22 protein-coding genes, 1 tRNA gene and 1 pseudogene are annotated in these 23,470 nt (G+C 60.3%); 8 read left to right on the forward strand and 16 right to left on the reverse strand.

Annotated features, from left to right (window positions below; genetic code table 11):
* Nucleotides 1-17: 17 nt before the first annotated feature.
* The 3 genes from B097_RS0109145 to clpS are packed head-to-tail and all read right to left on the reverse strand — an operon-like array spanning nucleotide 18 to nucleotide 1,833.
* The gene (locus B097_RS0109145) at nucleotides 18-971 is read right to left on the reverse strand and encodes a P1 family peptidase (protein WP_018582225.1); all 954 of its coding nucleotides are present in this window, start codon (nucleotides 969-971) and stop codon (nucleotides 18-20) included.
* On the reverse strand, nucleotides 971-1,507 hold the full coding sequence (locus B097_RS0109150) for a DUF2017 domain-containing protein (protein WP_018582226.1): 537 nt from the start codon (nucleotides 1,505-1,507) through the stop codon (nucleotides 971-973). Before B097_RS0109150 ends, B097_RS0109145 begins: the two co-directional genes overlap by 1 nt.
* Nucleotides 1,508-1,533: 26 nt before the next feature.
* On the reverse strand, nucleotides 1,534-1,833 hold the full coding sequence (gene clpS / locus B097_RS0109155) for an ATP-dependent Clp protease adapter ClpS (RefSeq protein ID WP_336884559.1): 300 nt from the start codon (nucleotides 1,831-1,833) through the stop codon (nucleotides 1,534-1,536).
* Nucleotides 1,834-1,965: 132 nt separating this feature from the next.
* On the opposite strand from clpS, the gene B097_RS0109160 reads away from it, so the two are divergent.
* The 3 genes from B097_RS0109160 to B097_RS0109170 are packed head-to-tail and all read left to right on the forward strand — an operon-like array spanning nucleotide 1,966 to nucleotide 5,901.
* A complete protein-coding gene (locus B097_RS0109160) occupies nucleotides 1,966-2,514 on the forward strand; it encodes a CAP domain-containing protein (RefSeq protein WP_018582228.1) in 549 nt (182 codons plus the stop codon).
* Nucleotides 2,515-2,550: 36 nt separating this feature from the next.
* A complete protein-coding gene (locus B097_RS0109165) occupies nucleotides 2,551-3,894 on the forward strand; it encodes a nicotinate phosphoribosyltransferase (RefSeq protein ID WP_026254426.1) in 1,344 nt (447 codons plus the stop codon).
* A gap of 18 nt (nucleotides 3,895-3,912) precedes the next feature.
* Entirely contained in the window at nucleotides 3,913-5,901 is a 1,989-nt protein-coding gene (locus tag B097_RS0109170) for an ATP-dependent DNA helicase (protein WP_018582230.1), read from the forward strand.
* Here the strand turns inward: B097_RS0109170 and B097_RS0109175 are convergent.
* The 4 genes from B097_RS0109175 to nrdF form a co-directional block, all read right to left on the reverse strand.
* On the reverse strand, nucleotides 5,891-6,640 hold the full coding sequence (locus B097_RS0109175) for an aminoacyl-tRNA hydrolase (RefSeq protein ID WP_018582231.1): 750 nt from the start codon (nucleotides 6,638-6,640) through the stop codon (nucleotides 5,891-5,893). The two genes, B097_RS0109170 and B097_RS0109175, sit on opposite strands and share 11 nt — an antisense overlap.
* Nucleotides 6,640-7,902 (reverse strand): phosphoserine phosphatase SerB, encoded by a 1,263-nt coding sequence (gene serB / locus B097_RS0109180; RefSeq protein WP_018582232.1) that lies wholly within the window; start codon nucleotides 7,900-7,902, stop codon nucleotides 6,640-6,642. Before serB ends, B097_RS0109175 begins: the two co-directional genes overlap by 1 nt.
* A 171-nt stretch (nucleotides 7,903-8,073) precedes the next feature.
* Nucleotides 8,074-9,759 (reverse strand): aa3-type cytochrome oxidase subunit I, encoded by a 1,686-nt coding sequence (ctaD, locus tag B097_RS0109185; protein WP_018582233.1) that lies wholly within the window; start codon nucleotides 9,757-9,759, stop codon nucleotides 8,074-8,076.
* A gap of 428 nt (nucleotides 9,760-10,187) precedes the next feature.
* On the reverse strand, nucleotides 10,188-11,183 hold the full coding sequence (gene nrdF / locus B097_RS0109190) for a class 1b ribonucleoside-diphosphate reductase subunit beta (protein WP_018582234.1): 996 nt from the start codon (nucleotides 11,181-11,183) through the stop codon (nucleotides 10,188-10,190).
* Between the two features lie 259 nt (nucleotides 11,184-11,442).
* Between nrdF and B097_RS0109195 the strand changes: the two genes are divergently transcribed.
* The 4 genes from B097_RS0109195 (at nucleotide 11,443) to B097_RS0109210 (ending at nucleotide 14,845) form a co-directional block, all read left to right on the forward strand.
* Nucleotides 11,443-12,153, forward strand: coding sequence for a FadR/GntR family transcriptional regulator (locus B097_RS0109195; RefSeq protein WP_018582235.1), 711 nt, complete (start codon nucleotides 11,443-11,445; stop codon nucleotides 12,151-12,153).
* Nucleotides 12,154-12,319: 166 nt separating this feature from the next.
* Complete coding sequence (locus B097_RS0109200; protein WP_018582236.1) at nucleotides 12,320-13,144, forward strand: MetQ/NlpA family ABC transporter substrate-binding protein; 825 nt, start codon at nucleotides 12,320-12,322, stop codon at nucleotides 13,142-13,144.
* Nucleotides 13,145-13,148: 4 nt separating this feature from the next.
* A complete protein-coding gene (locus tag B097_RS0109205; RefSeq protein WP_018582237.1) occupies nucleotides 13,149-14,174 on the forward strand; it encodes a methionine ABC transporter ATP-binding protein in 1,026 nt (341 codons plus the stop codon).
* Nucleotides 14,171-14,845: a methionine ABC transporter permease gene (locus tag B097_RS0109210; protein ID WP_018582238.1), complete on the forward strand. Its 675-nt coding sequence runs from the start codon at nucleotides 14,171-14,173 to the stop codon at nucleotides 14,843-14,845. Before B097_RS0109205 ends, B097_RS0109210 begins: the two co-directional genes overlap by 4 nt.
* 80 nt (nucleotides 14,846-14,925) lie before the next feature.
* Here the strand turns inward: B097_RS0109210 and nrdE are convergent, their stop codons facing one another.
* The 5 genes and pseudogenes from nrdE to B097_RS0109235 form a co-directional block, all read right to left on the reverse strand.
* Nucleotides 14,926-17,091, reverse strand: a complete 2,166-nt coding sequence (gene nrdE, locus B097_RS0109215) for a class 1b ribonucleoside-diphosphate reductase subunit alpha (RefSeq protein ID WP_018582239.1) — start codon at nucleotides 17,089-17,091, stop codon at nucleotides 14,926-14,928.
* Nucleotides 17,092-17,275: 184 nt separating this feature from the next.
* A pseudogene (gene nrdI / locus B097_RS12800) lies at nucleotides 17,276-17,698 on the reverse strand (class Ib ribonucleoside-diphosphate reductase assembly flavoprotein NrdI); the annotation flags it as partial.
* A 149-nt stretch (nucleotides 17,699-17,847) separates the two neighbouring features.
* Nucleotides 17,848-18,081: a glutaredoxin-like protein NrdH gene (gene nrdH, locus B097_RS0109225; protein ID WP_018582241.1), complete on the reverse strand. Its 234-nt coding sequence runs from the start codon at nucleotides 18,079-18,081 to the stop codon at nucleotides 17,848-17,850.
* A 577-nt stretch (nucleotides 18,082-18,658) separates the two neighbouring features.
* Nucleotides 18,659-18,781 carry a type B 50S ribosomal protein L36 gene (gene ykgO, locus B097_RS0109230; protein WP_018582242.1) on the reverse strand — a complete coding sequence of 41 codons (123 nt, stop codon included), beginning with the start codon at nucleotides 18,779-18,781 and terminating at the stop codon, nucleotides 18,659-18,661.
* 157 nt (nucleotides 18,782-18,938) lie between these two features.
* Nucleotides 18,939-20,321, reverse strand: a complete 1,383-nt coding sequence (locus B097_RS0109235; protein ID WP_051078023.1) for a sugar porter family MFS transporter — start codon at nucleotides 20,319-20,321, stop codon at nucleotides 18,939-18,941.
* Nucleotides 20,322-20,346: 25 nt separating this feature from the next.
* On the opposite strand from B097_RS0109235, the gene nadE reads away from it, so the two are divergent.
* Nucleotides 20,347-21,192 carry an NAD(+) synthase gene (gene nadE, locus B097_RS0109240; RefSeq protein ID WP_081618042.1) on the forward strand — a complete coding sequence of 282 codons (846 nt, stop codon included), beginning with the start codon at nucleotides 20,347-20,349 and terminating at the stop codon, nucleotides 21,190-21,192.
* Here nadE and B097_RS0109245 read toward each other — a convergent pair.
* From B097_RS0109245 to B097_RS0109260, 4 genes are all read right to left on the reverse strand, one after another.
* The gene (locus B097_RS0109245; protein ID WP_018582245.1) at nucleotides 21,189-21,953 is read right to left on the reverse strand and encodes a fructosamine kinase family protein; all 765 of its coding nucleotides are present in this window, start codon (nucleotides 21,951-21,953) and stop codon (nucleotides 21,189-21,191) included. The two genes, nadE and B097_RS0109245, sit on opposite strands and share 4 nt — an antisense overlap.
* A gap of 63 nt (nucleotides 21,954-22,016) precedes the next feature.
* Nucleotides 22,017-22,092 (reverse strand) — tRNA-Ala (locus B097_RS0109250).
* Between the two features lie 112 nt (nucleotides 22,093-22,204).
* Entirely contained in the window at nucleotides 22,205-22,936 is a 732-nt protein-coding gene (locus B097_RS0109255) for a DsbA family protein (RefSeq protein WP_018582246.1), read from the reverse strand.
* 58 nt (nucleotides 22,937-22,994) lie between these two features.
* On the reverse strand, nucleotides 22,995-23,438 hold the full coding sequence (locus B097_RS0109260) for a MauE/DoxX family redox-associated membrane protein (protein ID WP_026254428.1): 444 nt from the start codon (nucleotides 23,436-23,438) through the stop codon (nucleotides 22,995-22,997).
* Nucleotides 23,439-23,470: the final 32 nt, after the last annotated feature.

Below are 23,470 nucleotides of genomic sequence, written 5' to 3' on the forward strand. Positions count from 1 at the left end.
CATTGATCATAATTGTCTTAACAGACGATGTCGTTCCAGCAGGCCACACCGTATCCCGGCGTGGCGGAACGCACCGCATTCACGATCGCTGCCTGCACACACTCGGCGGCGGCTTCGCAGAGCGTGCCGACGAGTTCGGCCTCCTGCGGGCTTGTGCTTTCCGCCGTGGAGACCGCAAATAGTGTGTCCCCATCCAGCGGCGAGTGGGCCGGCCGCACAGCGCGCGCCAGTCCATCATGCCCGGTCATCGCCAGACGTTGGAGTTGGGCCACGGGCAGAGGCGCGTCAGTAGCTACCACGCCGATCGTAGTATTTAGTTTCGGCATCGACCGCTCGAGGGCCCCAAATTTTTCAAGGTCCACCCGTGGGCCGTCCGGATCGCCGTACAAAGCGCCGGTGGCCGGATCGATCACACTGCCCATTGGGTTCGCCACCACTCCGGCAGCCACGGTGTATTCGTCGATAAGCACAGACGCCTGCCCGAAGCCGCCGCGCAGCACTCCCGCGGTAGCCCCGCAGCCTGCCCCGATGCTTCCCGACGAACGGTCGTCGCCCTCGCGCAGCGCCACGTCAATCGAGGCCCTGCCGTCGCGAGCTGTGGGGCGTGACGACGATTCCCCCACGACAAGGTCGAAAATGACGGCAGACGGGACGATTGGCACGCGCGGGCCCGGGTTACCCTCACCAAATACGGGAAACCCATAACCGTGTTCTTCTAGGGCTTCCATAGCGCCGCTAGCGGCGGCCAATCCAAAAGCAGAACCTCCAGCCAGGGTGATGGCGTGCACGCGCTCGACCGTGTTGTGCGGGGCCAGCAAGTCCGTCTCGCGGGTGCCTGGGCCACCACCACGTACATCGACGGCCCCCACCATGCCCTGCTTCGCGCGCGACACAACCGATGTCACGCCGGTATCCCCCAGCGAGACATGCCCGATTGCTAGGCCGGGGACGTCGATCAGCGCCCCTGCCATCAGTTCATCAACGCTTCCAGCAGAGATTCCTGACAAAAGCCCATCCACTCCACTAGGTTCTGACGGTCCTGGGCTGCGCCCTCACCACCGGATTCGTCGGCTGCCACGTACAGGCGCAGATCATTCAGCCCGGCGAGGAAGCGGTGCGCCTCCTCCTCATCGAGTGAGACTTCAACGCCGCCGGTGGGACCCAAGGCGGCGTTCACTACCTGCAGGTTTTCCAGTTTCGACTTGATGATGTCAGTCTCATTCATGCTGCGCAGCAGGGAGTTATCGCCTTCAAACTCCTGGTCGTCGGCGCGCTCGAAGTCTGGCAGAAGACGCGCAAGCCTGGGGTCCTCTGGTGCGTCCTTGTGCCCGGTGGGCATATCCACTAGCTCGGCGAGCTCGTCTTTTGGCGCCGACTGCGCGCGCTGAATTAATGCCTCGGACACGGTAGCCGTGAGATCACCGAGGACTTCACGCTCCATCGGGTCCAGCCTGGTCATATATTTCGGCGCCCGCATCAGGCCCTTTTTCTTCCGCCACGCTTCCATTTCTTTCCTTTCAGTTGTCGCCGGGGCTAGCCGGCCTGCTGCATCGTCGCCCACAGCCCGGCGGTGTGCAGCTTCTTCACGTCGCCTTCCACCTTGTCTTTCTCCCCGGAAGACACGACGGCTTTGCCCTCGGTGTGGACTTGCATCATCAATTCGGTGGCGCGCTTCTTGTCGTAGCCCAGCACGGTTTGGAAGACGTAGGTGACATAACTCATCAGGTTGACGGGATCATCCCACACGATGCACATCCACGGCAGGTTTTCGGCGGTGGCTACATCGAGCTCAATGTCCTCATCCAACTCGGGGGTGGCCATAGGCGAACCCATTTTTGGTGATCGATTCATATCCTAAGGGTAACCAATTTCCGTCAATCCGCGCGTACCCGGGGAGGGTAGACTATCGTCGATTTCAATAGCATCGGCTTTTGACACTGATTAAGGACAGGTTGAGGACAGTTCATGAACCGGCTATCCAGTAACTTTGCCGGCAACTTTGCCAACCTCGACGAGTTTCTGCGTGCGCTCGCGGGTGTGTTCAGCGTCGTCTTCGCGCTTCTGGCGACGATTCTCGCGGCAGTCGGTGGCTCCTCAGATGAGGATGCCGGATCCTCCCGCTCAGACGGCTACGTCTCCCCCGGCCTGGATGATTCCATCGACCTCGAGTTCATCCGCGGGGACATGTTATACGCGATCAACAAGGTGCGTGCCGACGAAGTCCGCGCCGATGTTCTTCCTGTCACCTCTGACTTGAAGCTGCAGTACATGGCCCAAAGCCACGCCGAAGGAAACGCGATGACCGGCACCTTCGCACCTCTCGACGCCGACGTGGCTATGATGCAGGCCTCCCTGAGCAAGAGCCAGGCCACTAGCCACAATGTGATGAACGAGTTCTTGCTCGACCAGCCCAACACGGATCTCATGATCAGCCCTGAACACGCCCATCTGGGTGTGGGCGTGGCCCAGGGGCAAGACCGCGTGTGGGTTGTCGTCGTCTTTTCCCGCCAATAGCGGCCGCATGTCCGGATGGTGGGTTAGTCTGGTTTCGTGACTGAATATTCTTCCCATGGCCAAGATCGTTCTACTTCCTTCCTCACGGATAAGTATGAGTTGACGATGTTGCAGGCAGCCCTGCGCGACGGAACAGCCGGGCGCCAGTGCGCCTTCGAGGTGTTCTCCCGCAAGCTGCAAAATGAGCGCCGCTACGGGGTCGTCGCCGGCACCTCCCGTGTCCTGCGCGCAATCCGAGACTTCCGCTTCACCGATAAGCAGTTGGAAACGCTCGACTTCCTCGACGACGAAGCGAAGGAATTCTTGCGTGACTACAAGTTCTCTGGCGACATCGACGGTTATTTGGAAGGTGACCTCTACTTCCCTTATTCGCCGATCCTCTCCGTGCGCGGTACCTTTGCAGAATGCGTCGTGCTGGAAACGGTGATCTTGTCGATCATGAACGCGGACTCCGCAGTCGCCTCGGCCGCTTCAAGGATGGTGACCGCGGCGGATGGCCGCCCAATCATTGAAATGGGCTCGCGCCGCACACACGAGTACTCTGCAGTGACCGCCGCCCGCGCAGCTTACCTGGCTGGCTTTGAGGCAACATCCAACATGGAAGCCTCTTACCGCTACGGCGTCCCCGCCTCCGGTACCTCGGCGCACGCGTGGACGCTGCTGCATGTCAACGAGGGCGGTACGCCGAATGAGAAGGCGGCGTTTCAGTCGCAGATCGACACTCTTGGCAAAGAGACCACCCTGCTCGTCGATACGTACGACATCACCCAGGGCGTGGCCAACGCCATCGAGGTGGCAGGCACTGAACTTGGCGGAGTGCGTATTGACTCGGGCGATTTGGGCGCTGTGACCCGCCGGGTGCGCCGCCAGCTCGATGAACTGGGTGCCTACAACACCAAGATCGTGGTGTCCTCGGACTTGGACGAATTCGCTATTGCTGGCCTGCGTGGCGACCCTGTCGACGTGTACGGCGTAGGCACGTCTGTGGTCACCGGCTCCGGTGCTCCGACCGCCGCCATGGTGTACAAGCTGGTCGAGGTGGACGGCCACCCCGTCGCTAAGCGCTCGCGTGGAAAGGCGATGACGGGTGGCGCCAAGACCGCCCTGCGCGCCTACCGCAGCACCGGTGTGGCGGTGGAAGAGGTGGTCTCCCCCTTCGATAAGCCAGCACCGGAGCTCCCTGGTTTGAACACGCGCCAGCTGGTTGTTCCCATGCTGCGCGACGGTGAACTTGTCGGCACGCCCCCAACTCTGGAGGAATCGCGCAACCACCTGGCGGAGCAGATCCGCACCCTGCCGTGGGAAGGTCTGGCTTTGTCGCGCGACGAACCCGCGATCAGCACCCGCTTTACCGGCTTCCCGGCTGACCCAGAAGATTAGGGCGCTACACTCTCCTGTGTGAGTGATCAGCCGTTGACTCAAACAACCACCGACCTGCTTGCCACTGCCGTCGACGCCCTCGGTGGTGCCCGGCGCGACGGGCAGGTGTCGATGGCCGAAGCAGTCACCAAGGCACTCGACACTGAACGCCACCTCGCCGTGCAGGCAGGCACGGGCACGGGTAAGTCCTTGGCCTACCTGGTCCCTGCCATCCGGCACGCGCTGGCTGCTGACACCACGGTGATTATCTCCACTGCCACGTTGGCTCTGCAGCGCCAGCTCGTCGAGCGCGACCTGCCCAGGCTTGCTGACGCCCTTGAGCCCGTGATGGAACGCCGCCCGACGTTTGCCATCCAGAAGGGCCGTTCCAACTACGTCTGCCTGCACAAACTTTCTGTCGAGGACGAAGCACCGGATGCCCTCTTCGAGGATTCGACTACCAGCTGGATGGGCAAGCATGTTGCTCGCGTCCACGAGTGGGCCCAGGACACTGAGACCGGTGACCGCGATGACCTCGACCCCGGTGTGCCTGATCTAGCGTGGCGCCAAGTGTCCGTCACCGCCGCCGAGTGCCTCGGCGCGACGCGCTGCCCCCATGGCGAGGAGTGCTTCGCGGAACTGGCGAGGGCTAAAACCCGTGACGTTGACATCGTGGTAACGAACCACGCCCTCCTGGCCATCGATGCGCTGGCTGACGTAGACATCCTGCCGGAGCACGATGTCGTCGTCATTGATGAGGCCCACGAACTCGACGGACGCATCACCTCAGTTGCAACCTCGGAGATCTCCGCCAACGCGCTTACCCTGTCTGCCCGCCGCGCCGGCAAGTTGGACGCGACGAAAAAGAAGCAGGACCTCGAAGAAGTCATCGACGATTTCACAGCCGTGGTGGACCTTGAGGAACCGGGCCGCTGGGAGGACATTTCGGATTCTGCACGTGGTGCTTTCGTCGCCGTGCGCGCCGCCCTGTGGCGCACCCGCGAGGAGATCGCACGTGCCCCCGAAGGCGAAAACACGAACGATCCTGAGCGTTTCGCCGAACGCGAGAACTTGAGGAATCATCTCCAAGACCAGCACGATGCCGTGGTGCGCATCCTCGCGGTCTTCGACGAGGACAACCCGGCAGAATACGACGACGTGGTCTGGCTGGAGCGTTCCGAGCGCTACGGCGACACCGTGGCGGTGGCCCCGCTGTCTGTCGCAGGATTGCTGCACGATCGCCTCTTCGGCGAGCAGACCGTAGTTCTGACTTCTGCCACGTTGACCATCGGCGGCAACTTTGAGGCCATGGCTGCCAGCTGGGGACTCCCGCATGGATCGTGGGACAGTTTGGACGCGGGCACCCCGTTTGACCCACGCAAGTCCGGCATTCTCTATAACGCGGCCCACCTGCCCACGCCTGGGCGCGAGGGGCTTGCCGACGACACCCTCGACGAGATTGCCGGCTTGATTACCGCCGCTGGAGGCCGCACCCTGGGGTTGTTTTCTTCCAAGCGTGCCGCCCAGCAGGCCGCCGAGGCGATGCGCTCTCGGCTGCCGTTTGAGATCTATGTCCAGGGCGAGGATTCGATTGGGTTGCTCGTCGATAAGTTCGCGAAGAACGAAAACTCGTGCCTGTTTGGCACGCTGACCCTGTGGCAGGGCGTGGATGTGCCGGGCCGTGCCTTGTCGCTGGTTCTCATTGACCGGATCCCGTTTCCGCGGCCCGATGAACCGCTGCTGCAGGCCCGCTCAAAGGCTGCCGACGCGGCGGGGCGTTCCGGTTTCATGGAGGTCTCCGCCACGCACGCTGCGCTGCTGATGGCCCAGGGCGCGGGGCGTTTATTGCGCCGCGTGACTGACCGCGGCGTGGTGGCCGTGCTGGATAATCGCTTAACGACGAAGCGCTATGGTTCTTTCCTGCGCAAGAGTCTGCCGGACTTCTGGACCACAACAGACCCCGATGTGGTGCGCGGTGCTTTAAGAAGGCTGGTCGCACCGCCCACATCGGCGGACTCTAAGCAGTAGGTCCAAAAACCGCCGTCGTGATCGAGTCCGGCGCGATTTCGGTGAAACCGGCATCCCTGACGCATACTGCTCCCGGCATCTCGGTTGCTCGAATAAATTCGTCATCCTCGCACTCGATCACGTTGAGGGGAAAGCCTGCGTTTGCCCATGCGAGGGCCTCGTTCGTCGGCAACTGAGCCGCCCACAGCATGGAGGCATGGCCCACTTGTGCTGCAGCCTTGCCCACCGTCATCTCCAAGGCTGCGTCCACGGCGATCGTCGGCACGCGAGGATCTGGCTCAGGCTGTTCCGAACCGGGGAGGTCGGTGCCTTGGATCTGCAGTTTCTTTAACGGCGCAGGGACGTCGTGGACCGAGGAGGGAACGAACGCGCGGGCCTGTGCCCCCTCCGCGTCCACGGTGACACCGGGCAGCGTTTGGACGTCCTCCCACGCCTTGTTGCGGCCCCGACGGGCGACCTTGCGGATCAGATGGCTGTACCAACCCATCAGTCCCTCGCGCCACGGACCCTCCTGCCCTGCCTCCGGTGCCATGCACACGGCGACGACGGCCCTAGCGGCGGCGACCAGCATGGCGTTGCGATCAGGCGGGGTCTGCTTTGGGATGTGCAGCGCGATTTGCATCGCCTGGACCGTCGACGGGTCCGCGGGATCCTCGTGGCGTTCATGACGATCCGCCGACACGCTCGAGGCAAGCAACTGGTGGGCAGAGGCGATCAGTGAATCTGACTCTTGGGCCATTAGTTCAGCGGCACCTTGCGGAACGTACCGTCCTTGAGGTCCGAGTCGTCGATCTCGCTGCGGGGCACACCAAGGATGTACAGGACCGAGTCCAAGAAGGGCGTGTTCACCGAGGTGTCAGCGATTTCCTTTAGCGCCGGCTTGGCGTTGAAAGCGATGCCAAGACCCGCGGCCGACAGCATATCGATGTCATTGGCACCATCGCCCACGGCGACGGTTTGCTGCATAGTGAGGTTCGAGTCTTCGGCGAACTCGGCCAAGAACTCTGACTTGGCGGCGCGGTCAACGATTTTGCCGACGACATTGCCAGTGAGCTTCCCGTCCACGATCTCGAGGGTGTTCGCGCGCATGTAATCCAGCTGCAGGTCTTCCGCAAGATCTTCGAGAATTTGGACGAAACCGCCCGAGACGACGGCTGTGCGGTAGCCCATCTTCTTCAGGGTGCGGATCGTGGTGCGTGCACCTGGTGTCAGTTCGATATCGCGGGCGACTTCGTCGATGACAGACGCATCGAGTCCGGCCAGTGCCTTGACGCGCTCGCGCAGGGACTCTTCGAAGTCCAGCTCGCCGCGCATGGCGCGCTCGGTAACCGCAGCGACTTCTTCCTCCTTGCCGGCGTGGGCGGCGAGCATCTCGATGACTTCGCCGGTGATCAGGGTGGAGTCACAGTCGAAGCACACGAGGCGCTTTGCGCGGCGTGCAAGCCCTGCCCCTTCGATGGCTAGGTCTACGCCAAGCCGTGGGGTCAGTTCGGCGAGTGCTTCGCGGATCGCCTTACCGTCGCCCGGGGTGTAGTTCGGGATGGTGCAGTACAGCTCCAGGCCGGTGACTGGGTAGTCCGAGATGCCGCGAATGCGGTCGATGTTGGCGTCGAAGTTGGCCAGGGTGCGGCCGACTTGGGAGACGTCGGAGGCAGTGACGGGGTTACCCAGCATCACGACGACGTGTGTGGAACGCGGCTGGCCGGAGGAGGCGACGTGCTCTCCCACCTCGATGGTGACGCGCTGGTGGTAAGTCTCCAGGGTGTCTTTGAGGCCCTTTTCTAAGGTGTCTAGGCCATCGGTCTTGATGCCGACAAAGGCGGCGAGGAAGAGGTTGCCTCGGAAGTTGGCCTGCTCGACGTCGAGAAGCTGGACACCGTGGGAGGACAGGACACGAAACGCCGAGGCGGAAACGCCGGGCCGGTCGGGACCCGTGATGGTGATGACGGCGTGGGTGAGCCCTGGCTGGAGGTCTACGACATCTGTCGTGGGTGTAGTCACTGCGACTGTTCTTTCTGCTGTGAAATGAGATGGGTACAACGTGATGAGTGCGGGGCGGGATTGGTAGCCCCATAATCCCCAAAACCCCCGGTCTCAACTTCTGGAGTTGAGCCGGGGGTTGTGAACCGTAGTCAGTTTCGGATCAGATGCTTTGGGGTGAAGCCGTGGCCCTTAGACGTGGGCTTCCTTTCGCATTCGCTCCACCATGTGCGGGTAGTGCAGCTCGAACGCTGGGCGCTCGGAGCGGATACGTGGCAGGGAGGTGAAGTTGTGGCGTGGTGGTGGGCAGGAGGTTGCCCACTCGAGAGAGTTGCCGTAGCCCCATGGGTCGTCGACGGTAACGATCTCGCCGTAGCGCCAGGACTTGAAGACGTTCCAGACCAGAGGGATCACGGAGGCACCCAGGATGAAGGAGCCAACAGTGGAGATCTGGTTGAACAGGGTGAAGCCGTCGGAGTCCAGGTAGTCGGCGTAACGACGTGGCATACCCATGTTGCCCAGCCAGTGCTGGATCAGGAACGTGGTGTGGAAGCCGATGAAGGTCAACCAGAAGTGCCACTTTGCCAGACCCTCGTCGGCCATGCGTCCGGTGATCTTCGGGAACCAGAAGTAGACGCCTGCGAAGGAGGAGAACACCACGGTGCCGAAGAGGGTGTAGTGGAAGTGAGCAACCACGAAGTAGGAGTCATGCAGGTGGAAGTCCAGTGGTGGGGAGGCCAGCATAATACCGGTCAGACCACCGAACAGGAAGGTTGCCATGAAGCCCATTGCCCAGATCATTGGCGACTGCCAGGTGATGTGGCCGTTCCACATGGTGCCGACCCAGTTGAAGAACTTCACGCCGGTTGGAACTGCAATCAGGAACGTCATGAACGAGAAGAACGGCAGCAGGACCGCGCCGGTGGCGTACATGTGGTGAGCCCACACAGCCATGGACAGGCCAGCGATCGACAGGGTTGCGAAGATCAGGCCGATGTAGCCGAAAATTGGCTTACGGGAGAACACCGGGATGACCTCGGAGATGATGCCGAAGAATGGCAGTGCAAGGACGTACACCTCAGGGTGACCGAAGAACCAGAACAGGTGCTGCCACAGAATGGCGCCGCCGTTCGCGGTGTCAAAGATGTGGCCGCCAAGCTTGCGGTCGTAAAGCACACCCAGTGCCGCAGCGAGCAGCAGCGGGAAGATCATCAGGGAGATCAGGGATGCAGCGAAGATGGTCCAGGTGAACACTGGCAGGCGGAACATGGTCATGCCCGGTGCGCGCATCGTCAAGATGGTGGTGATCATGTTGATCGCGGAGGCAACGGTACCGATACCGGTTGCACCCACGCCGATGATCCAGAGGTCAGCGCCCACGCCTGGGGTGTGAACCTGGTCAGACAGTGGTGCGTACATGGTCCAGCCGAAGTCTGCCGCACCACCTGGGGTGAGGAAACCTGCGAGCATCGCGACGACACCGATCTGGGTGATCCAGAAGCCGAAAGCGTTCAGACGTGGGAAGGCCACGTCAGGTGCGCCGATCTGCAGCGGCAGGACGTAGTTGGCGAAGCCCCAAACGATTGGGGTACCGAATGCAAGCAGCATGATCGTGCCGTGCATGGTGAACAGCTGGTTGAACTGCTCGTTGGACAGGAACTGCAGGCCCGGGGAGAACAGCTCCGCGCGGATCAGCAGTGCCATGAGGCCACCAACGAAGAACCAGATGAAGGACATGACTAGGTACCAAGCACCCAGAGCCTTGTGGTCCGTTGTGGCAAGAATTTGATAAAGCTTCGAACCTTTTCGGTCATAACCGAAAGGTTGAGGGCGTTCTGGCTGGACATAGTCGTCTAGCCGAGGCGCAACTGCGGTCATACGATCCTCCTGACTACTGACGTCGACGGCCGTAGTTAGCCGCGACGCCTTATGATACCCCCTCACACTATGGCGCGAGGAGACAACTATTTCTAGCCACACAGGGCTAGCAACGATTAAGAGTCTATAGCGTTACGGGCATACTGCCGAAAAAATCTTCACTAGCTTCGCAGAAAGCTCCCAGCTAAGTGCAATATGCAGGACTTTTAAGATCTGATAGTACTTATAGGGGCTTTTTGGCCACCGGCCAGCCGCGAACGATGCCCCCAAATGGGGTTCAAACCAAAGATTGATGGGTGTGGCGCGGCCGCCAGGTACTACGACAAAACTGAATATATCCTGTATATGGCGCATAAACGCCCTCCCCCACCGCTTTGGTGGGACAGGGCGCGTGGTGCCAATGTGACTGCTGGGGCGAACAATCTAGCCTAGAAATCCCAGTCGTCGTCCGTGGTGTCTTCGGCCTTGCCAATCACGTAAGACGATCCGGACCCGGAGAAGAAGTCATGGTTCTCGTCCGCGTTCGGAGACAGCGATGCGAGGATGGCCGGGGACACCTTGGTTTCGTCGGAAGGGAAGAGTCCTTCGTACCCAAGGTTGTTCAGAGCCTTGTTGGCGTTGTAGCGCAGGAACCGCTTCACATCCTCGGTCCAGCCGATCGGATCGTAAATGTCCTCGGTGTACTGAGTCTCATTCTCGTACAGGTCGTACATGAGATCGAAGGAGTACTCCTTGAGCTCATCGCGACGCTCCTGGGCCTCCCCGGCAACCCCCAGCTGGTACTTGTAGCCGATGTAGTAGCCGTGGACGGCCTCATCGCGAATGATGAGTCGAATGATGTCTGCCGTGTTCGTCAGCTTGGAATGCACCGACCAGTTCAGCGGCAGGTAGAAACCGGAGTAGAAGAGGAAGGATTCCAACATCACGGATGCGACCTTCTTCTTCAGCGGGTCGGAACCCTCGTAGTAAGACTGGATAATCTTCGCCTTGCGCTGAACCTCTTCGTTTTCTTCGGTCCAGCGGAATGCATCGTTGATCTGCGGCGTGGTCGCCAGAGTCATATAGATATTGGAGTAACTCTTGGCGTGCACCGATTCCATGAAGGAAATGTTGGTGTACACCGCCTCCTCGTGCATGGTGCGGGCGTCCGGGATAAGCGATACCGCGCCGATGGTGCCCTGGATAGTGTCGAGCAGGGTCAGGTTCGCGAACACGCGCATGGTCGCCAGCTGCTCAGCTTCGTTCAGGGTCTTCCACGACGGAATGTCATTAGATACCGGGATCTTTTCTGGGAGCCAGAAGTTACCGGTCAGGCGGTCCCACACCTCGAGGTCCTTCTCATCCGGAATCTCGTTCCAGTTGATCGCCTTGATCGGTTCAGTGTGGGCCTTTAAATACGCGTCGTAGTCGTGCTGGTCAGACATGTTTCCCCTCAGAGACTTTCAAAATTGGCTTTATACACTAAGCCACCACCCTACCCCAGTGAGAAACTATGACCACCGCAACCACAGGCAGCGCGTTTACTATCCCCCGGATCCAACATTGGGTTGGCATTTCGTGCCTGTCTAGCAGAGAAATTCTTGCCCCCCTTTTTTTCACGTCGTTATCAATTTGGACAGCAATACGCGTAAGGTAACAACTATAGACACCACCAGTACAACAACATTCAAGGATGGTTGAGCAATGCCCACCCCTGAGTCGCCTGCAGCACCACTGCTGACATCAGTCTTGGATCAGCTTGGTGGTGAGATCGTCGCCGGGGAGCTCCCCGAGGGACGAACATTCACACTGCAAGACATCTCCTCCCGCTTTGGCATTTCACGCACCGTCGCCCGCGAAGCGATGCGCGCTTTAGAGCAACTGGGGTTGGTGTCGTCGTCACGCCGCGTCGGAATCACCGTGTTGCCACAGACCTCCTGGGCAGTCTTCGACCCGTCCGTGATCACCTGGCGCCTCGCCGCGGATGAGCAGCGAAACGAGCAGCTGAAATCCCTCACGGAGCTGCGCATTGCCCTGGAGCCGATTGCTGCCTTCAATGCTGCACACCAGGCCACCCAAGAGCAGTCGGACAAGCTCGTCGCCCTCGCCGAGGAGTTGCGCGAGCTCGGCTCCCGCGACCGGGGCGCCTCCGACGAATTCCTCAAGGCGGATAAAGAGTTCCACCAGCTGGTCTTCCTAGCCAGTGGTAACGAGATGATCATCGCCTTGGCACCTTCGCTGCTCCACGCGTTGGAAGGCCGCACCCGCTATGGCCTGCAGCCTTCAAACCCTGTTGAGGAAGCACTCGACCTGCACGAAACGCTGGCAACAGCAATAGCCGAAGGCAACGCAGAGGCAGCTGAGGCAGCCTCCCGCAATCTCCTTGCTGAGGTACGTGACGCCCTCTACGAATAAGCACGCTTAACGACGAGTCCCTCGCTCCCCAATGTGGGCGCGAGGGTTTTTCTTTCTCATTTTCATTCATCGGCAAGCCCGATTCCATGAAAATATTAGACAGGTCGGTCTCATAGCGCTAGACTTCAGCGTCTAGTACATGAAATTTTGAGGAACTGGAGACCCCATGAAGATCTTTTCGCGCGCGGCAACAGCCATCGTCGCTGCTTCGCTCAGCCTTGGATTAGCGTCGTGCTCGTCGTCGGAAAGCGATGACCAGACCATCCGCGTCGGCACCTCGCCTGGCCCCTACTCTGTCCTCTTCCAAGACGGGATCGATCCGATCCTCTCTGAACAGGGCTACACCATCGAATACACCGAGTTCTCGGACCTGCAGCAGGCCACCACGGCCGTTGCCGAAGGTTCTGTTGACCTCAACGTGGACCAGCACTCCGCGTACACGGGCGTTTTCAACGAGGAGACCGGATCGGACCTGATCAACTTCACTGAGATCCCCACCGTCCCTGCAGGCCTGTACTCGGAGCGCCATGATTCCCTCGACGCGGTCGCCGACGGCCAGACCGTTGCCGTGCCCATCGACGCATCCAACCTTTCGCGCGCACTAAACATGCTGGCGGAGGCAGGCTGGATCACCCTCAACCCAGACGCGGACCCAGCCCTGCTGTCGGTCAACGACATCCAGGACAACCCGCACAACCTGTCGATCGAGCCGATGGATTCCGCGACCATCCCGCGCGCCCTGCCGGACATCGACTGGGGCGTTATCCCTGGCTCCATGTCCTTCGCATCGCAGGTGGATCCGAACCTGCAGCTCTTCCAGGAGACCTTGCGCCCCGAGCTGATCCTCGCCGCCGTCACCCGCGCCGAGGAAGAGGACTCGGAATGGGTCCAGGCCGTCTCGGATGCGTACCGCAACGAAGAGTTCCTGCAGTTCGTGGAGGAAGAAAACGTCAACGATTACTGGTTCATCCCAGAGTCCTTGAAGGGATAGTTTTATGGCTGAAGCGGCTGTGTCCTTCCGCGACATTTCACGCGTCTACGGCGGCGGCGACCAGCAGATCGTCGCGCTGGATTCCATCACTTTCGACGTGCCCGCCGGCTCCATCTACGGGGTCGTTGGCACCTCCGGTGCTGGTAAGTCGACTCTGCTGCGCACCGCCAATGGTTTGGAAACGCCGTCGTCTGGCGAGGTCAGCGTCCTGGGCCGGCAGCCAGCCGAGCTTTCCGACGCTCACCTGCGCGAATTACGCCGCGAAGTAGGCATGATTTTCCAGCACTATAACCTGCTAAATTCACGCACCGTCGCCGATAACGTGGCGATGCCCCTGGTGCTGGCAAAAACTCCGCGCGAGGAGATCAACCGCCGCGTCACCGAGGCCCTGGAACGGGTGGGGTTGGCCGATCGCGCCAACCACCGCCCGCGCCAGCTGTCGGGCGGGCAGCGCCAACGCGTCGGCATCGCGCGGTCCCTGGTGACCAACCCGAAGGTACTGCTGTGCGACGAACCCACCAGTGCCCTCGACCCGTTGACCACCTCCCAGATCCTGGATCTGTTGACCGACATCAATGAGGACCTCGGGCTGACCATCGTGATCATCACCCACCAGATGGACGTGGTGGCCCGGATCGCGGACTATGTCGCCGTCCTCGAGCAGGGCAGGCTGATCGAAAATGGCCCGGTCGAGCAGATCTTTGCGCAACCTCAGGCCGCCCTGACACGCCGCTTCATCGAGACGGTCGTGCCGCAGCGCTTGCCGGAGCCCGTCGTCGATGAGCTACGCCGCGCCCGCCCCGACACTCTCGTGCGCGTGGTCCATACCGGCGGGGCCGCTCGCACCCTGATCCCCGACCTGCAGCGCCTCGGCGTCACCGTCAACCTCTACCAGGCATCCGACGCCCCACTGCGGCGCACAACGGTCGGCACGATGGTGCTCGGGTTGGATGGGCAACGCACGCTTATCGACGAAGCGCTCGCCCATATTGCTGACACGGAAGGACTCAACGCGGAGGTGCTGCCATGAACTGGATGGAAACGTTTAACACGCGCGTCAGCCCCCAGCAATACCTCGATGCGGGCCTAGAAACCCTTTATATGGTCGGCATCGCGCTAGCGATCGGCTCGCTGCTGGGTATTCCGCTGGCGCTGATCTTGGTGATCTTCCGCCCCGGCGGCCTGCGCCCAAATCAGGTGATCTACTCAATCACCAACCTGGTGGTCAACATCATCCGCTCACTACCTTTTGTGATTCTGATGGTGGCCATCGTTCCGCTGACCCGCGCGATCACGGGCACGTCGATCGGCACCACCGCAGCACTGGTCCCCCTGACCATCTACATTGCGCCTTTCATCGCGCGGCTGATTGAGCAGTCCCTCCTCGAGGTCGACCACGGCATCATCGAGGCGGCCGAGTCCATGGGCGCAACACTGTGGCAAACCATTCGCTACTTCATGCTGCCGGAGGCCCGCGCCTCCATCATCCTGGCGCTCACGACCTCGACCATCGGCCTGATTTCGGCGACCGCCATGGCCGGCTATATCGGCGGCGGTGGCGTCGGCGACTTGGCCTTGAGCTACGGCTACCAGCAGTTCGACACCTTCGCGATGTTGGTCACCGTGATCATCTTGATCATCGTCGTCCAAGGCATCCAGTCGCTGGGCAACTGGCTGGCCCGCCGCGCTCGCGACGCCTAAGTTCGCTTCACGACGAGGAAACCCCTCGCTTCCAGTTCATCTTCTGGAGGCGAGGGGTTAATCGTCGTTATGCCTGCTTCTTAGAGCATGCAGGACACGCAACCCTCAATCTCAGTGCCGGCGAGCGCCATCTGACGCAGGCGGATGTAATAGAGGGACTTGATGCCCTTCGTCCACGCGTAGATCTGGGCGCGGTTGATGTCGCGGGTGGTCACCGTGTCCTTGAAGAACAAGGTGAGCGACAGGCCCTGGTCGACGTACTTGGTGGCTACCGCATAGGTGTCGATGACCTTCTCATAGCCGATCTCGTAGGCGTCGTCGAAGTATTCGCCGTTCTCATTATCCAGGTGAGGTGCCGGGTAGTAAACGCGCCCGATCTTGCCTTCCTTGCGGATCTCGATCTTGGACGCGATCGGGTGGATCGAAGAAGTCGAGTTGTTGATATAGGAAATCGAACCAGTCGGAGGTACCGCCTGCAGGTAACGGTTGTAGATGCCGTCACGCATGACGTCTTCCTTCAGCTGCGCCCAGTCCTGCTCGGTCGGGATCTGGGCCGTGGAGTTCGCGAACAGCTCCTTGACCTTGTCGGTGGTCGGCTGGAAGTCAGCAGGGTTGTAGCGGTCGAAGAACTCACCGGTGGCGTACTCGGACTTATCGAAGTCCTTGAACCTCTCCCCCGTCTCCACCGCGATCTTGTGCGACGCCTTGATCGACTCGTACATCACCGTAGCGAAATAGGCGTTGGTGAAGTCCAGCCCTTCCTCGGAGCCGTAGTGGATGTGCTCGCGGCCAAGGTAGCCGTGCAGGTTCATCTGGCCCAGGCCGATGGCGTGGGAAGCGTCGTTGCCCTCACGGATCGACGGCACAGAATCAATCGAAGTCTGGTCCGCCACCGAGGTCAGCCCGCGGATCGCGGTCTCGATCGTGCGGGAGAAATCCGTGGAATCCATAGTCATCGCAATATTGAGCGAGCCCAGGTTGCACGAGATATCCTCGCCGATCGTCTCGTAGGTTAGGTCGTCGTTCAGCGCCGACGGGGAGTTCACCTGCAGAATCTCGGAGCAGAGGTTCGACATGTTGATCCGGCCCGTCTTGACCGGGTTGGCCTCGTTCGCGGTGTCCTCGAACATGATGTACGGGTAACCGGACTCGAACTGGATCTCCGCGATCGTCTGGAAGAACTGGCGCGCGTTGATCTTCGTCTTGCGGATGCGTGGATCTTCCACCATCTCCTCGTACTTCTCGGTCACCGAGATGTCCGCGAAAGGCACACCGTAGATGCGCTCAACATCGTACGGGGAGAACAGGTACATGTCGTCATTACGCTTGGCCAGCTCAAAGGTGATGTCCGGGATGACCACGCCCAGCGAGAGAGTCTTGATGCGGATCTTCTCATCAGCGTTCTCACGCTTGGTATCCAAAAAGCTCAAAATATCTGGGTGGTGTGCGTTGAGGTACACAGCACCAGCGCCCTGACGCGCGCCCAGCTGGTTGGCGTAGGAGAAAGAGTCCTCTAACAGCTTCATCACGGGGATCACGCCGGAAGACTGGTTCTCGATGTGCTTAATCGGCGCACCGGACTCGCGGATATTGCTGAGCAGCAAAGCAACGCCACCGCCGCGCTTCGACAGCTGCAGCGAGGAGTTAATTGCGCGACCGATCGACTCCATATTGTCCTCAATACGCAGGAGGAAGCAGGACACGAGCTCGCCGCGCTGCGCCTTACCGGCATTCAAGAACGTCGGGGTCGCCGGCTGGAAACGGCCGGTCATAATCTCGTCGACAAGCGCCGACGCTAGATCCTCATTACCGCGCGCCAAGAACAGCGCCGTCATCGAGACGCGGTCTTCGAAACGCTCCAAGTAACGCTTCCCGTCGAAGGTCTTCAGCGTGTAGGAAGTGTAGTACTTGTACGCGCCCAGGAAGGTCTTGAACCGGAACTTGAAGGCGTAGGCGCGTTTGAAGGTCTCCTTGACGAAGTCCCAGTCATACTGCTCGACAACCTCGGGCTCGTAGTACTTGTTGTCGATCAGGTACTTCATCTTCTCTTCCAAGTCATGGAAGTAGACGGTGTTCTGGTTAACGTGCTGCAGGAAAAACTGGTTAGCTGCCTCACGGTCCTTATCGAACTGAATCTGGCCGTTCTCGTCGTACAGGTTCAGCAGAGCGTTAAGTGTGTGGTAATCCAGCTGGTCCTTCGGATTCGCGGGTTCAGCAACATTCTTACCAAGAGTGGGGGAAGACAAATTGGGGTGGCCTTTCTAAACGGAAAATTATCGGATGGATATCTGCACTACTTATGAAATTATTTTTAAGTCAGTTGCGAACCCGATTGTCGTAGCGAGCGCGCAATCGCGCAAGGGTGTCCGCCTTTTCCTGCTCTTTCTTCGCCTGCTCGGCGCGAACGGCGTCCAGCTCGGTCGGATCCATGGGTTGCAGGCCCAGCCGCTCAGCGTTGTCGATGAGCTCATCGCGGACCCGTTCCACATCCTCCGGCATACCCAGCAGCTCGAAGCGGTAGAGGTACGGCACCTTGCACTTCTGGGAGATCACATCGCCCGCGATGCAGTAGTCGGGACCGAAGTTGGAGTTACCCGCCGCGATCACCCCGCGGATCAGGCTGCGGTTGTGTTCGTTGTTCAGGAAGCGGATGACTTGCTTGGGCACCGGCCGGGTGTTCTGGTGGCTGATGGATGCTCCGCCACCGTAGGTTGGGCAGATCAGCACATAAGGCTCATCCACGATCAACGGCTCATCGGAGCGGTATAGGGGAATTCTTTTGCTTGGTAGGCCAAGCTTGTCGACGAACCGACGAGTGTTCTCCGTAACAGAGGAGAAATACACGACGAGCACGAACGACTCACGTCCCTTCTAAAAGTGATGCAATAAAGAAAAGCCACCGAAAGTCGAGGGGGATCGGTGGCCTTAAAGCTGCAGAGAGAGACGCTGCTCAGACTGGGGTTCCGCGCGTTGCGGCCGGCCTGTGCAGCGGAGGTGGTGCGCTACGCCGCCTGCTCAGCGAGACCGCGGATGCGATCTGGGCGGAAACCGGACCAGTGCTCACCATTAACCTCAACCACAGGTGCTTGGAGGTGGCCCAGAGCCAGGACGTAGTCGCGTGCCTCATCATCCATGCTGATGTCGACGAGGGTGTAGTCCAATCCGGCCTTGTCGAGGGCCTTGGTGGTGAAGTTGCATTGCATGCAAGCTGGCTTGGTGTACACGGTGATGGACATGGAATCCCCTTCTTCGAAACTCTCTCCGTCAACACCGCTTTGGGTGGCGGCGTGGCGAACATTTTTAACTTGGCCCCTGTTCGGGGCGACACCACAAAACCCTATACTTTGTGCCACCTTTAAGCAACTGACACTACATGTAGTAGTTACAGGTGTGGAATTCCCAGGATGGGACGAACAGATCACCTACATGTAGTTCGCACCCGGACGGTCTTCACTTCGGCCGGAATGACATCGCTGACATTTGAGCTGCACCGTCAATTATTATTCACTTATCCTTAACCTGCTCGTCGATTCAGCCCTCCCCCATTTCGGGTGAGCACCGCCTGGACTCCACCGCCCGGCGCGCCCACCGATCCGCACACTGCTGGAACTGAAATGTTGGAACAGGGACATTTGGAGGCCTTGCAGCGCCAAAACCGCCCTGTTCCAACAGTTGAGGTCCAACAGTGTGGCTCAGCGCCAGTGGCCCGGCGGTAGCACGAAGGAGTCCGAACACTCCCAGAAAACACTTCTGCCCCAAACACCACTCCACTAAGGGGGTGCCTGGGGCAGAGGACAGAGTTTCCTGCGCTATTTAGCCCTGACGAGCCTTGAAGCGTGGATCCTTCTTGTTGATCACGTAAAGCTTGCCGCGACGGCGCACAACCTGAGCGCCCGGCTTGTTCTTCAGCGACCGAAGTGAATTGCGGACCTTCATCGGGCGCTCCTTTCTATCGACAGTGAATAAGTAATGGGCTGCCACCTCAGTGAGGGGCCTCCCGCACCGACCAGCCAGAACATGACTAGTCGTGACACGAGGGATCATATTACCCGACCGCCCGGCCAGAACCAAACCTGTCCCGGCTCCACTAGAGCTAGGAGGCCTTAGAGTACTTGCGCTCCAGCTCGTGGCTGACGTCCTCCAGGCTGCGCCCCATCGTCTCGGGCACCATCGTACGCACGAAGCCAAGAGCAACAAGACCGAGCACCGCGAACATGACAAACGTGTTTGTCGCACCCAGGGACTCCACCAGAGGCAGGAAGAATTGGGCGACTGCCCAGTTGGCCGACCACAGCGCCAAACCCGCAAGCCCCATTCCAAGGCCACGAATCTGGGTGGGCACCAGCTCCGAGATGAGCAGCCACGTCGTCGGCGACACCGCCGCCTGCTGGGAGGCGATGAAGAACGCCATCAGCGCCAGCGACACCAGCGCCAACGTCGTATTACCCTGTGCTGCCCCATACACCGGCGCCAAGATCGCCAGCGCCACTACATTGCCGACCAGGCCGATGGTCAGCAGCCTCTTGCGCCCGATGCGGTCAATCACCTGCAGGCCCACCCAGCAGGCCACAACAGACACCAAACCGATCACGATCGAGGTGTAGACCGAGTTCTGCGTCGACAAGCCCACTTGGTTCATCATCGTCGGCGCGAAGTAGACGATCGCATTCACGCCCGTGATCTGCTGCGTCACACCCAGCAAGGCGGCAACCACGACGGTAATCCGCAGCCAGCGATGAGAGCGCAGGCGGCTCCACTGCCCTTGTTGCGCCTGACGCTCAGCCGCATCCTGCTCGCTGATCTCGGTAAGTTCCGCCAAGTCCATCCCGGAACGCGTTGCGGTGGCGCGGGCTTCGTCGATACGCCCCTTGCGCGCAAGCCACACCGGGGTATCAGGGAGGAAGAACATCCCGACGGTCAGGATGAGACCCGGAACGGCCGCGAGCCCCAGCATCAGCTGCCAGTTCTCCGTCGGCGCGAGCAAAGAATTCACCAGGTAGGCGGCGAGCTGGCCCACCACGATCATGAAGGTGTTCAGGGAGACCATCTTGCCGCGCACTTTCGCCGGCACCATCTCCGAGATATACATCGGCGCGACAATACTGACTGCGCCCACCGCGACGCCGAGCAGGGTGCGTGCCGACGAAAGCATCAGCACCGATCCCGAAACGGCACACCAGAGGGAACCAACGATGAAGATGATGCCGCCCACCATCAACGTGGCGCGGCGCCCGATCCGGTCCGCGATCGTCGAACCGGTCAAAGCGCCGACAGCTGCGCCGACCAACAACATGGAGGTGACCATGCCCTCTTCGGCGGCCGACATGCCGAACTCGGGGCTGACGAAGAGCAAAGCGCCGCTCATCACGCCGGTGTCATAACCAAAAAGGAGGCCGGCGAAGGCGGCGATTCCAGCGACGGTGCGCACGAAGCGTTTTTGCTGGTCTGTTGTGGGGGTGGATCTGGCTGTACTCATACGCACATCTTGGCCTTTAACTACGATGGTTGTCATGTCTCTCCCCGGCGATGAAACCCAGAAATCCATCATCAAAGCGCTGGTCACACGGTCCTTGATCGATCCAGCTGAAGAGGTGGATAAACGTATCACTTTTTTGGTGGATTACTTGGAGGCCACCGGAGCCGCGGGCTACGTCCTCGGCATTTCCGGCGGCCAGGACTCCACCCTGGCTGGCAAACTTGCGCAGCTGGCCGTCGAAAAGCGCCGCGAAAACGGGCATGATGCCACGTTTTGGGCAGTGCGCCTGCCCCACGGCATCCAATCCGACGAAGACGACGCTCAGGCAGCCCTCGAGTTCATCCAGCCGGATCGGCGCCTCACCGTGAACATCGCCCCAGCCACCGCGGAGATGAATGCTGCGGTGTCCGAATCGCTCGGCGTGGAACAGCTCGGAGACTTCAACAATGGCAATGTGAAAGCTCGCCAACGCATGATCGCGCAGTACGCCATCGCCGGCGAAGTGGGCGCGCTAGTGATCGGCTCTGACCACGCCGCTGAAAACCTCACCGGATTCTTCACCAAACACGGCGACGGCGCAGCAGACCTAGTCCCCCTCGCCGGCCTGACCAAGCGCCAAGGCGCCCAACTCCTCCAACACCTAGACTGCCCACCGGCACTCTACGAGAAGGTGCCCACCGCCGACCTCGAGGATGACCGCCCGACGCTTCCCGACGAAGAGGCCCTCGGCATTACGTATCAGGCTATCGACGATTACCTCGAAGGCCTCCCCGTCAGCGACACCGACCGGGCCCGGATCGAGGAACTATGGGCCAAAGGCCAGCACAAACGCCACCTGCCACCTGGCCCCAATGACACCTGGTGGCGCTAGCCCTCCAGCAGATTCATGGTCGCCTCAGCGGCCTGAACTAGGTCAAAAGCATAGGAACGGCCGTGGGTCTGCGTGTGCACCGCCAACGGGTGCAGCTGATGCAGCGGAATCTGCTCACGCCAGCCCTCATCCAACGGAGACACGGACTCATAGCCGGCGATGATCTCTTCAAAAAATGGCGCACCAAACAGCGCCAACATGGCAAGATCCGTTAGAGCATGACCACCGTGGGCAGCCGGGTCAATGAACCACGGGCCGTCGGCCGCAAACATCAGGTTGCCACTCCACAAGTCACCGTGGATGCGTGAGACCGCGACATCCTCGTCGGCACGCTCAATGGCCTCACATGCGCGCCGCACCGTGGCGAGGCCTTCGTCGGAAAGTGTGCCCCCAGCATTCGCCGCCTCGGCTGGGGGAAGCACGCGCTGGCGAGTATAGAACTCAGCCCACCGCTGCGTAGGCGTGCATTCCTGCTGGATGCGGCCGATGAAGTTCGGCCCATCCCAACCAGCGGGAGGTGCGCCGAAAGCCTCGGCCCCGCAGGCGTGGATCCGGGCGAGCTCTGCTCCGGCGGTGCGGGCCGCGTCTACGGTGGGGCGGCTGCGTCGGATCCGGGGAATGGTCAGCGTGTTGTTGGCCGCATCCACGTCGAGCACGTCGACGACTCGATCCGAGCCTTCCCTCAACCAGCGCAAGCCGGCTGCTTCTGCAGCGGCGGAGTCGGGGGCGGATCCTGTCTTAGTAAAAGTTTCGTTCCTCATCACTTCACCAGAGTAACGAAAAACCCGGGGTGCGCGCTGTGTGTTGCGTCGCACTCCGGGTGCTGGTGGAGCATATGGGATTTGAACCCATGACCCCCACAATGCCATTGTGGTGCGCTACCAACTGCGCCAATGCCCCTTAGAAGGTGATGAAGCCACTATACCCCGCTCTCCCGAACGAACAAAATCACCTCCGGCGCCCCGCAGGTTGCGGGGCACCGGAGGTGTGAAATCAGCGTTGAACGCTCGCTCTAGAGTGCAACCTCGCTGACCCAGTTGTTAATGTCCTCGCCCTCGGCGTCCTGGCCGTCGACCAGCACGCGTGGCGAAGAAACGTTACCGGTCTGCTCGTTGAGGTAGTCAGCGTTAGACTGCGCAACCGACTTCGCCTCTTCGAGGTACTCGCCATTGCGGATCGCGTCCACGGTCTCGCTGTCGGCACCGTAGGACTCGGCCAGATCAGCGAACTGGTCGTTGCTCCACTGGTTGTAGATCTGCTGCTGCTGATCCATCATCGTCTTGCGGAAGTTCCAGTACAGCTCCACATCCCCGGAGTTCACGGTAGCCAGCACTGCAGCCAGCACGTTGGTGGAGTTGCCTTCCTCGCCACGGTCTAGGAAGTTCAGGCTGCGGATTGCAACCTCGAGGTCGCCTGCCTGGATCTCGTCCAGCATCTGCTGGTCAGTGTTTTCCGCCAGCTGAGCACAGTAGTCACAGGAGAAGTCCTCGAACAGCTCGGCGTGAGGAGCTTCCTCGCCACCCTCAGCTGCGGACAGCACGATCGTGCCTTCATCCTTGTTGTAGTCCATTTCGACGCCCTCAACTGGCACCATGTTTTCCGCCAGCTCCGCTGCCTTCTGGCTACGGCCGTTAAACACGATGAAGCCGATGACGATCGCAGCGATCACGACAACTGCGATGATCGCCCAAATGAAACCAGTATTGGAACTCTGGTTTGGGTTCTGAACCTTCTTTGTACTCACTCTTACACCTTATTTTTGAGATTGTGTGCGATTGGGCGCGGCTGCGAACCGCTTGTCATTATGGATAAATTGCCCATTTCCGAAACGGACGGTAGACGGTCCATAGTGACATTGCCACAAATAGAACGTCACGCAGAATCGTCGTCAAGTAATCTGTCGAAGGCTCGGCACCGGCCGGAGAGAAACATCCGCAGTCAATTTCCAAGCCACGCGCCCACGCCTGCGATAGACCGATAATGAAAAGCACCAAGACCACGGCGGATAGCTTGCCTGCCGGCCGCAGCCACAGGCCCAGCAACAGGAACAATCCACCGGCCAGCTCTGCTGGGCCAATGATGCGGGCCAGCAAATCAGACCAGTAGGGCGTAAATATTTCATAGGCCACGATGGACTGAGTGACATCCATATGGTTGCCAATTTTCGTCGCACCGCCGGCGATCCACACCACCGCCAACCCGAATCGACTAATCGCGCTGATGACATCAAGCACCAGCGTTTGCATATCACGGGCAGGCGCCTCTTGGCGCGTTTCTA

It is taken from the genome of Corynebacterium pilosum DSM 20521 = CIP 103422 (genome assembly GCF_000373805.1).
GTDB lineage: Bacteria > Actinomycetota > Actinomycetes > Mycobacteriales > Mycobacteriaceae > Corynebacterium > Corynebacterium pilosum.

Coding starts and splice junctions, on each gene's coding strand:
- B097_RS0109145 (WP_018582225.1), bottom strand. CDS start 971: ATGGCAGGGGCGCTGATCGACGTCCCCGGCCTAGCAATCGGGCATGTC.
- B097_RS0109150 (WP_018582226.1), bottom strand. CDS start 1,507: ATGGAAGCGTGGCGGAAGAAAAAGGGCCTGATGCGGGCGCCGAAATAT.
- clpS (WP_336884559.1), bottom strand. CDS start 1,833: ATGGGTTCGCCTATGGCCACCCCCGAGTTGGATGAGGACATTGAGCTC.
- B097_RS0109160 (WP_018582228.1), top strand. CDS start 1,966: ATGAACCGGCTATCCAGTAACTTTGCCGGCAACTTTGCCAACCTCGAC.
- B097_RS0109175 (WP_018582231.1), bottom strand. CDS start 6,640: ATGGCCCAAGAGTCAGATTCACTGATCGCCTCTGCCCACCAGTTGCTT.
- ctaD (WP_018582233.1), bottom strand. CDS start 9,759: ATGACCGCAGTTGCGCCTCGGCTAGACGACTATGTCCAGCCAGAACGC.
- nrdF (WP_018582234.1), bottom strand. CDS start 11,183: ATGTCTGACCAGCACGACTACGACGCGTATTTAAAGGCCCACACTGAA.
- B097_RS0109195 (WP_018582235.1), top strand. CDS start 11,443: ATGCCCACCCCTGAGTCGCCTGCAGCACCACTGCTGACATCAGTCTTG.
- B097_RS0109200 (WP_018582236.1), top strand. CDS start 12,320: ATGAAGATCTTTTCGCGCGCGGCAACAGCCATCGTCGCTGCTTCGCTC.
- B097_RS0109205 (WP_018582237.1), top strand. CDS start 13,149: ATGGCTGAAGCGGCTGTGTCCTTCCGCGACATTTCACGCGTCTACGGC.
- B097_RS0109210 (WP_018582238.1), top strand. CDS start 14,171: ATGAACTGGATGGAAACGTTTAACACGCGCGTCAGCCCCCAGCAATAC.
- nrdH (WP_018582241.1), bottom strand. CDS start 18,081: ATGTCCATCACCGTGTACACCAAGCCAGCTTGCATGCAATGCAACTTC.
- ykgO (WP_018582242.1), bottom strand. CDS start 18,781: ATGAAGGTCCGCAATTCACTTCGGTCGCTGAAGAACAAGCCGGGCGCT.
- B097_RS0109235 (WP_051078023.1), bottom strand. CDS start 20,321: ATGAGTACAGCCAGATCCACCCCCACAACAGACCAGCAAAAACGCTTC.
- nadE (WP_081618042.1), top strand. CDS start 20,347: ATGGTTGTCATGTCTCTCCCCGGCGATGAAACCCAGAAATCCATCATC.
- B097_RS0109245 (WP_018582245.1), bottom strand. CDS start 21,953: ATGAGGAACGAAACTTTTACTAAGACAGGATCCGCCCCCGACTCCGCC.
- B097_RS0109260 (WP_026254428.1), bottom strand. CDS start 23,438: ATGCAAACGCTGGTGCTTGATGTCATCAGCGCGATTAGTCGATTCGGG.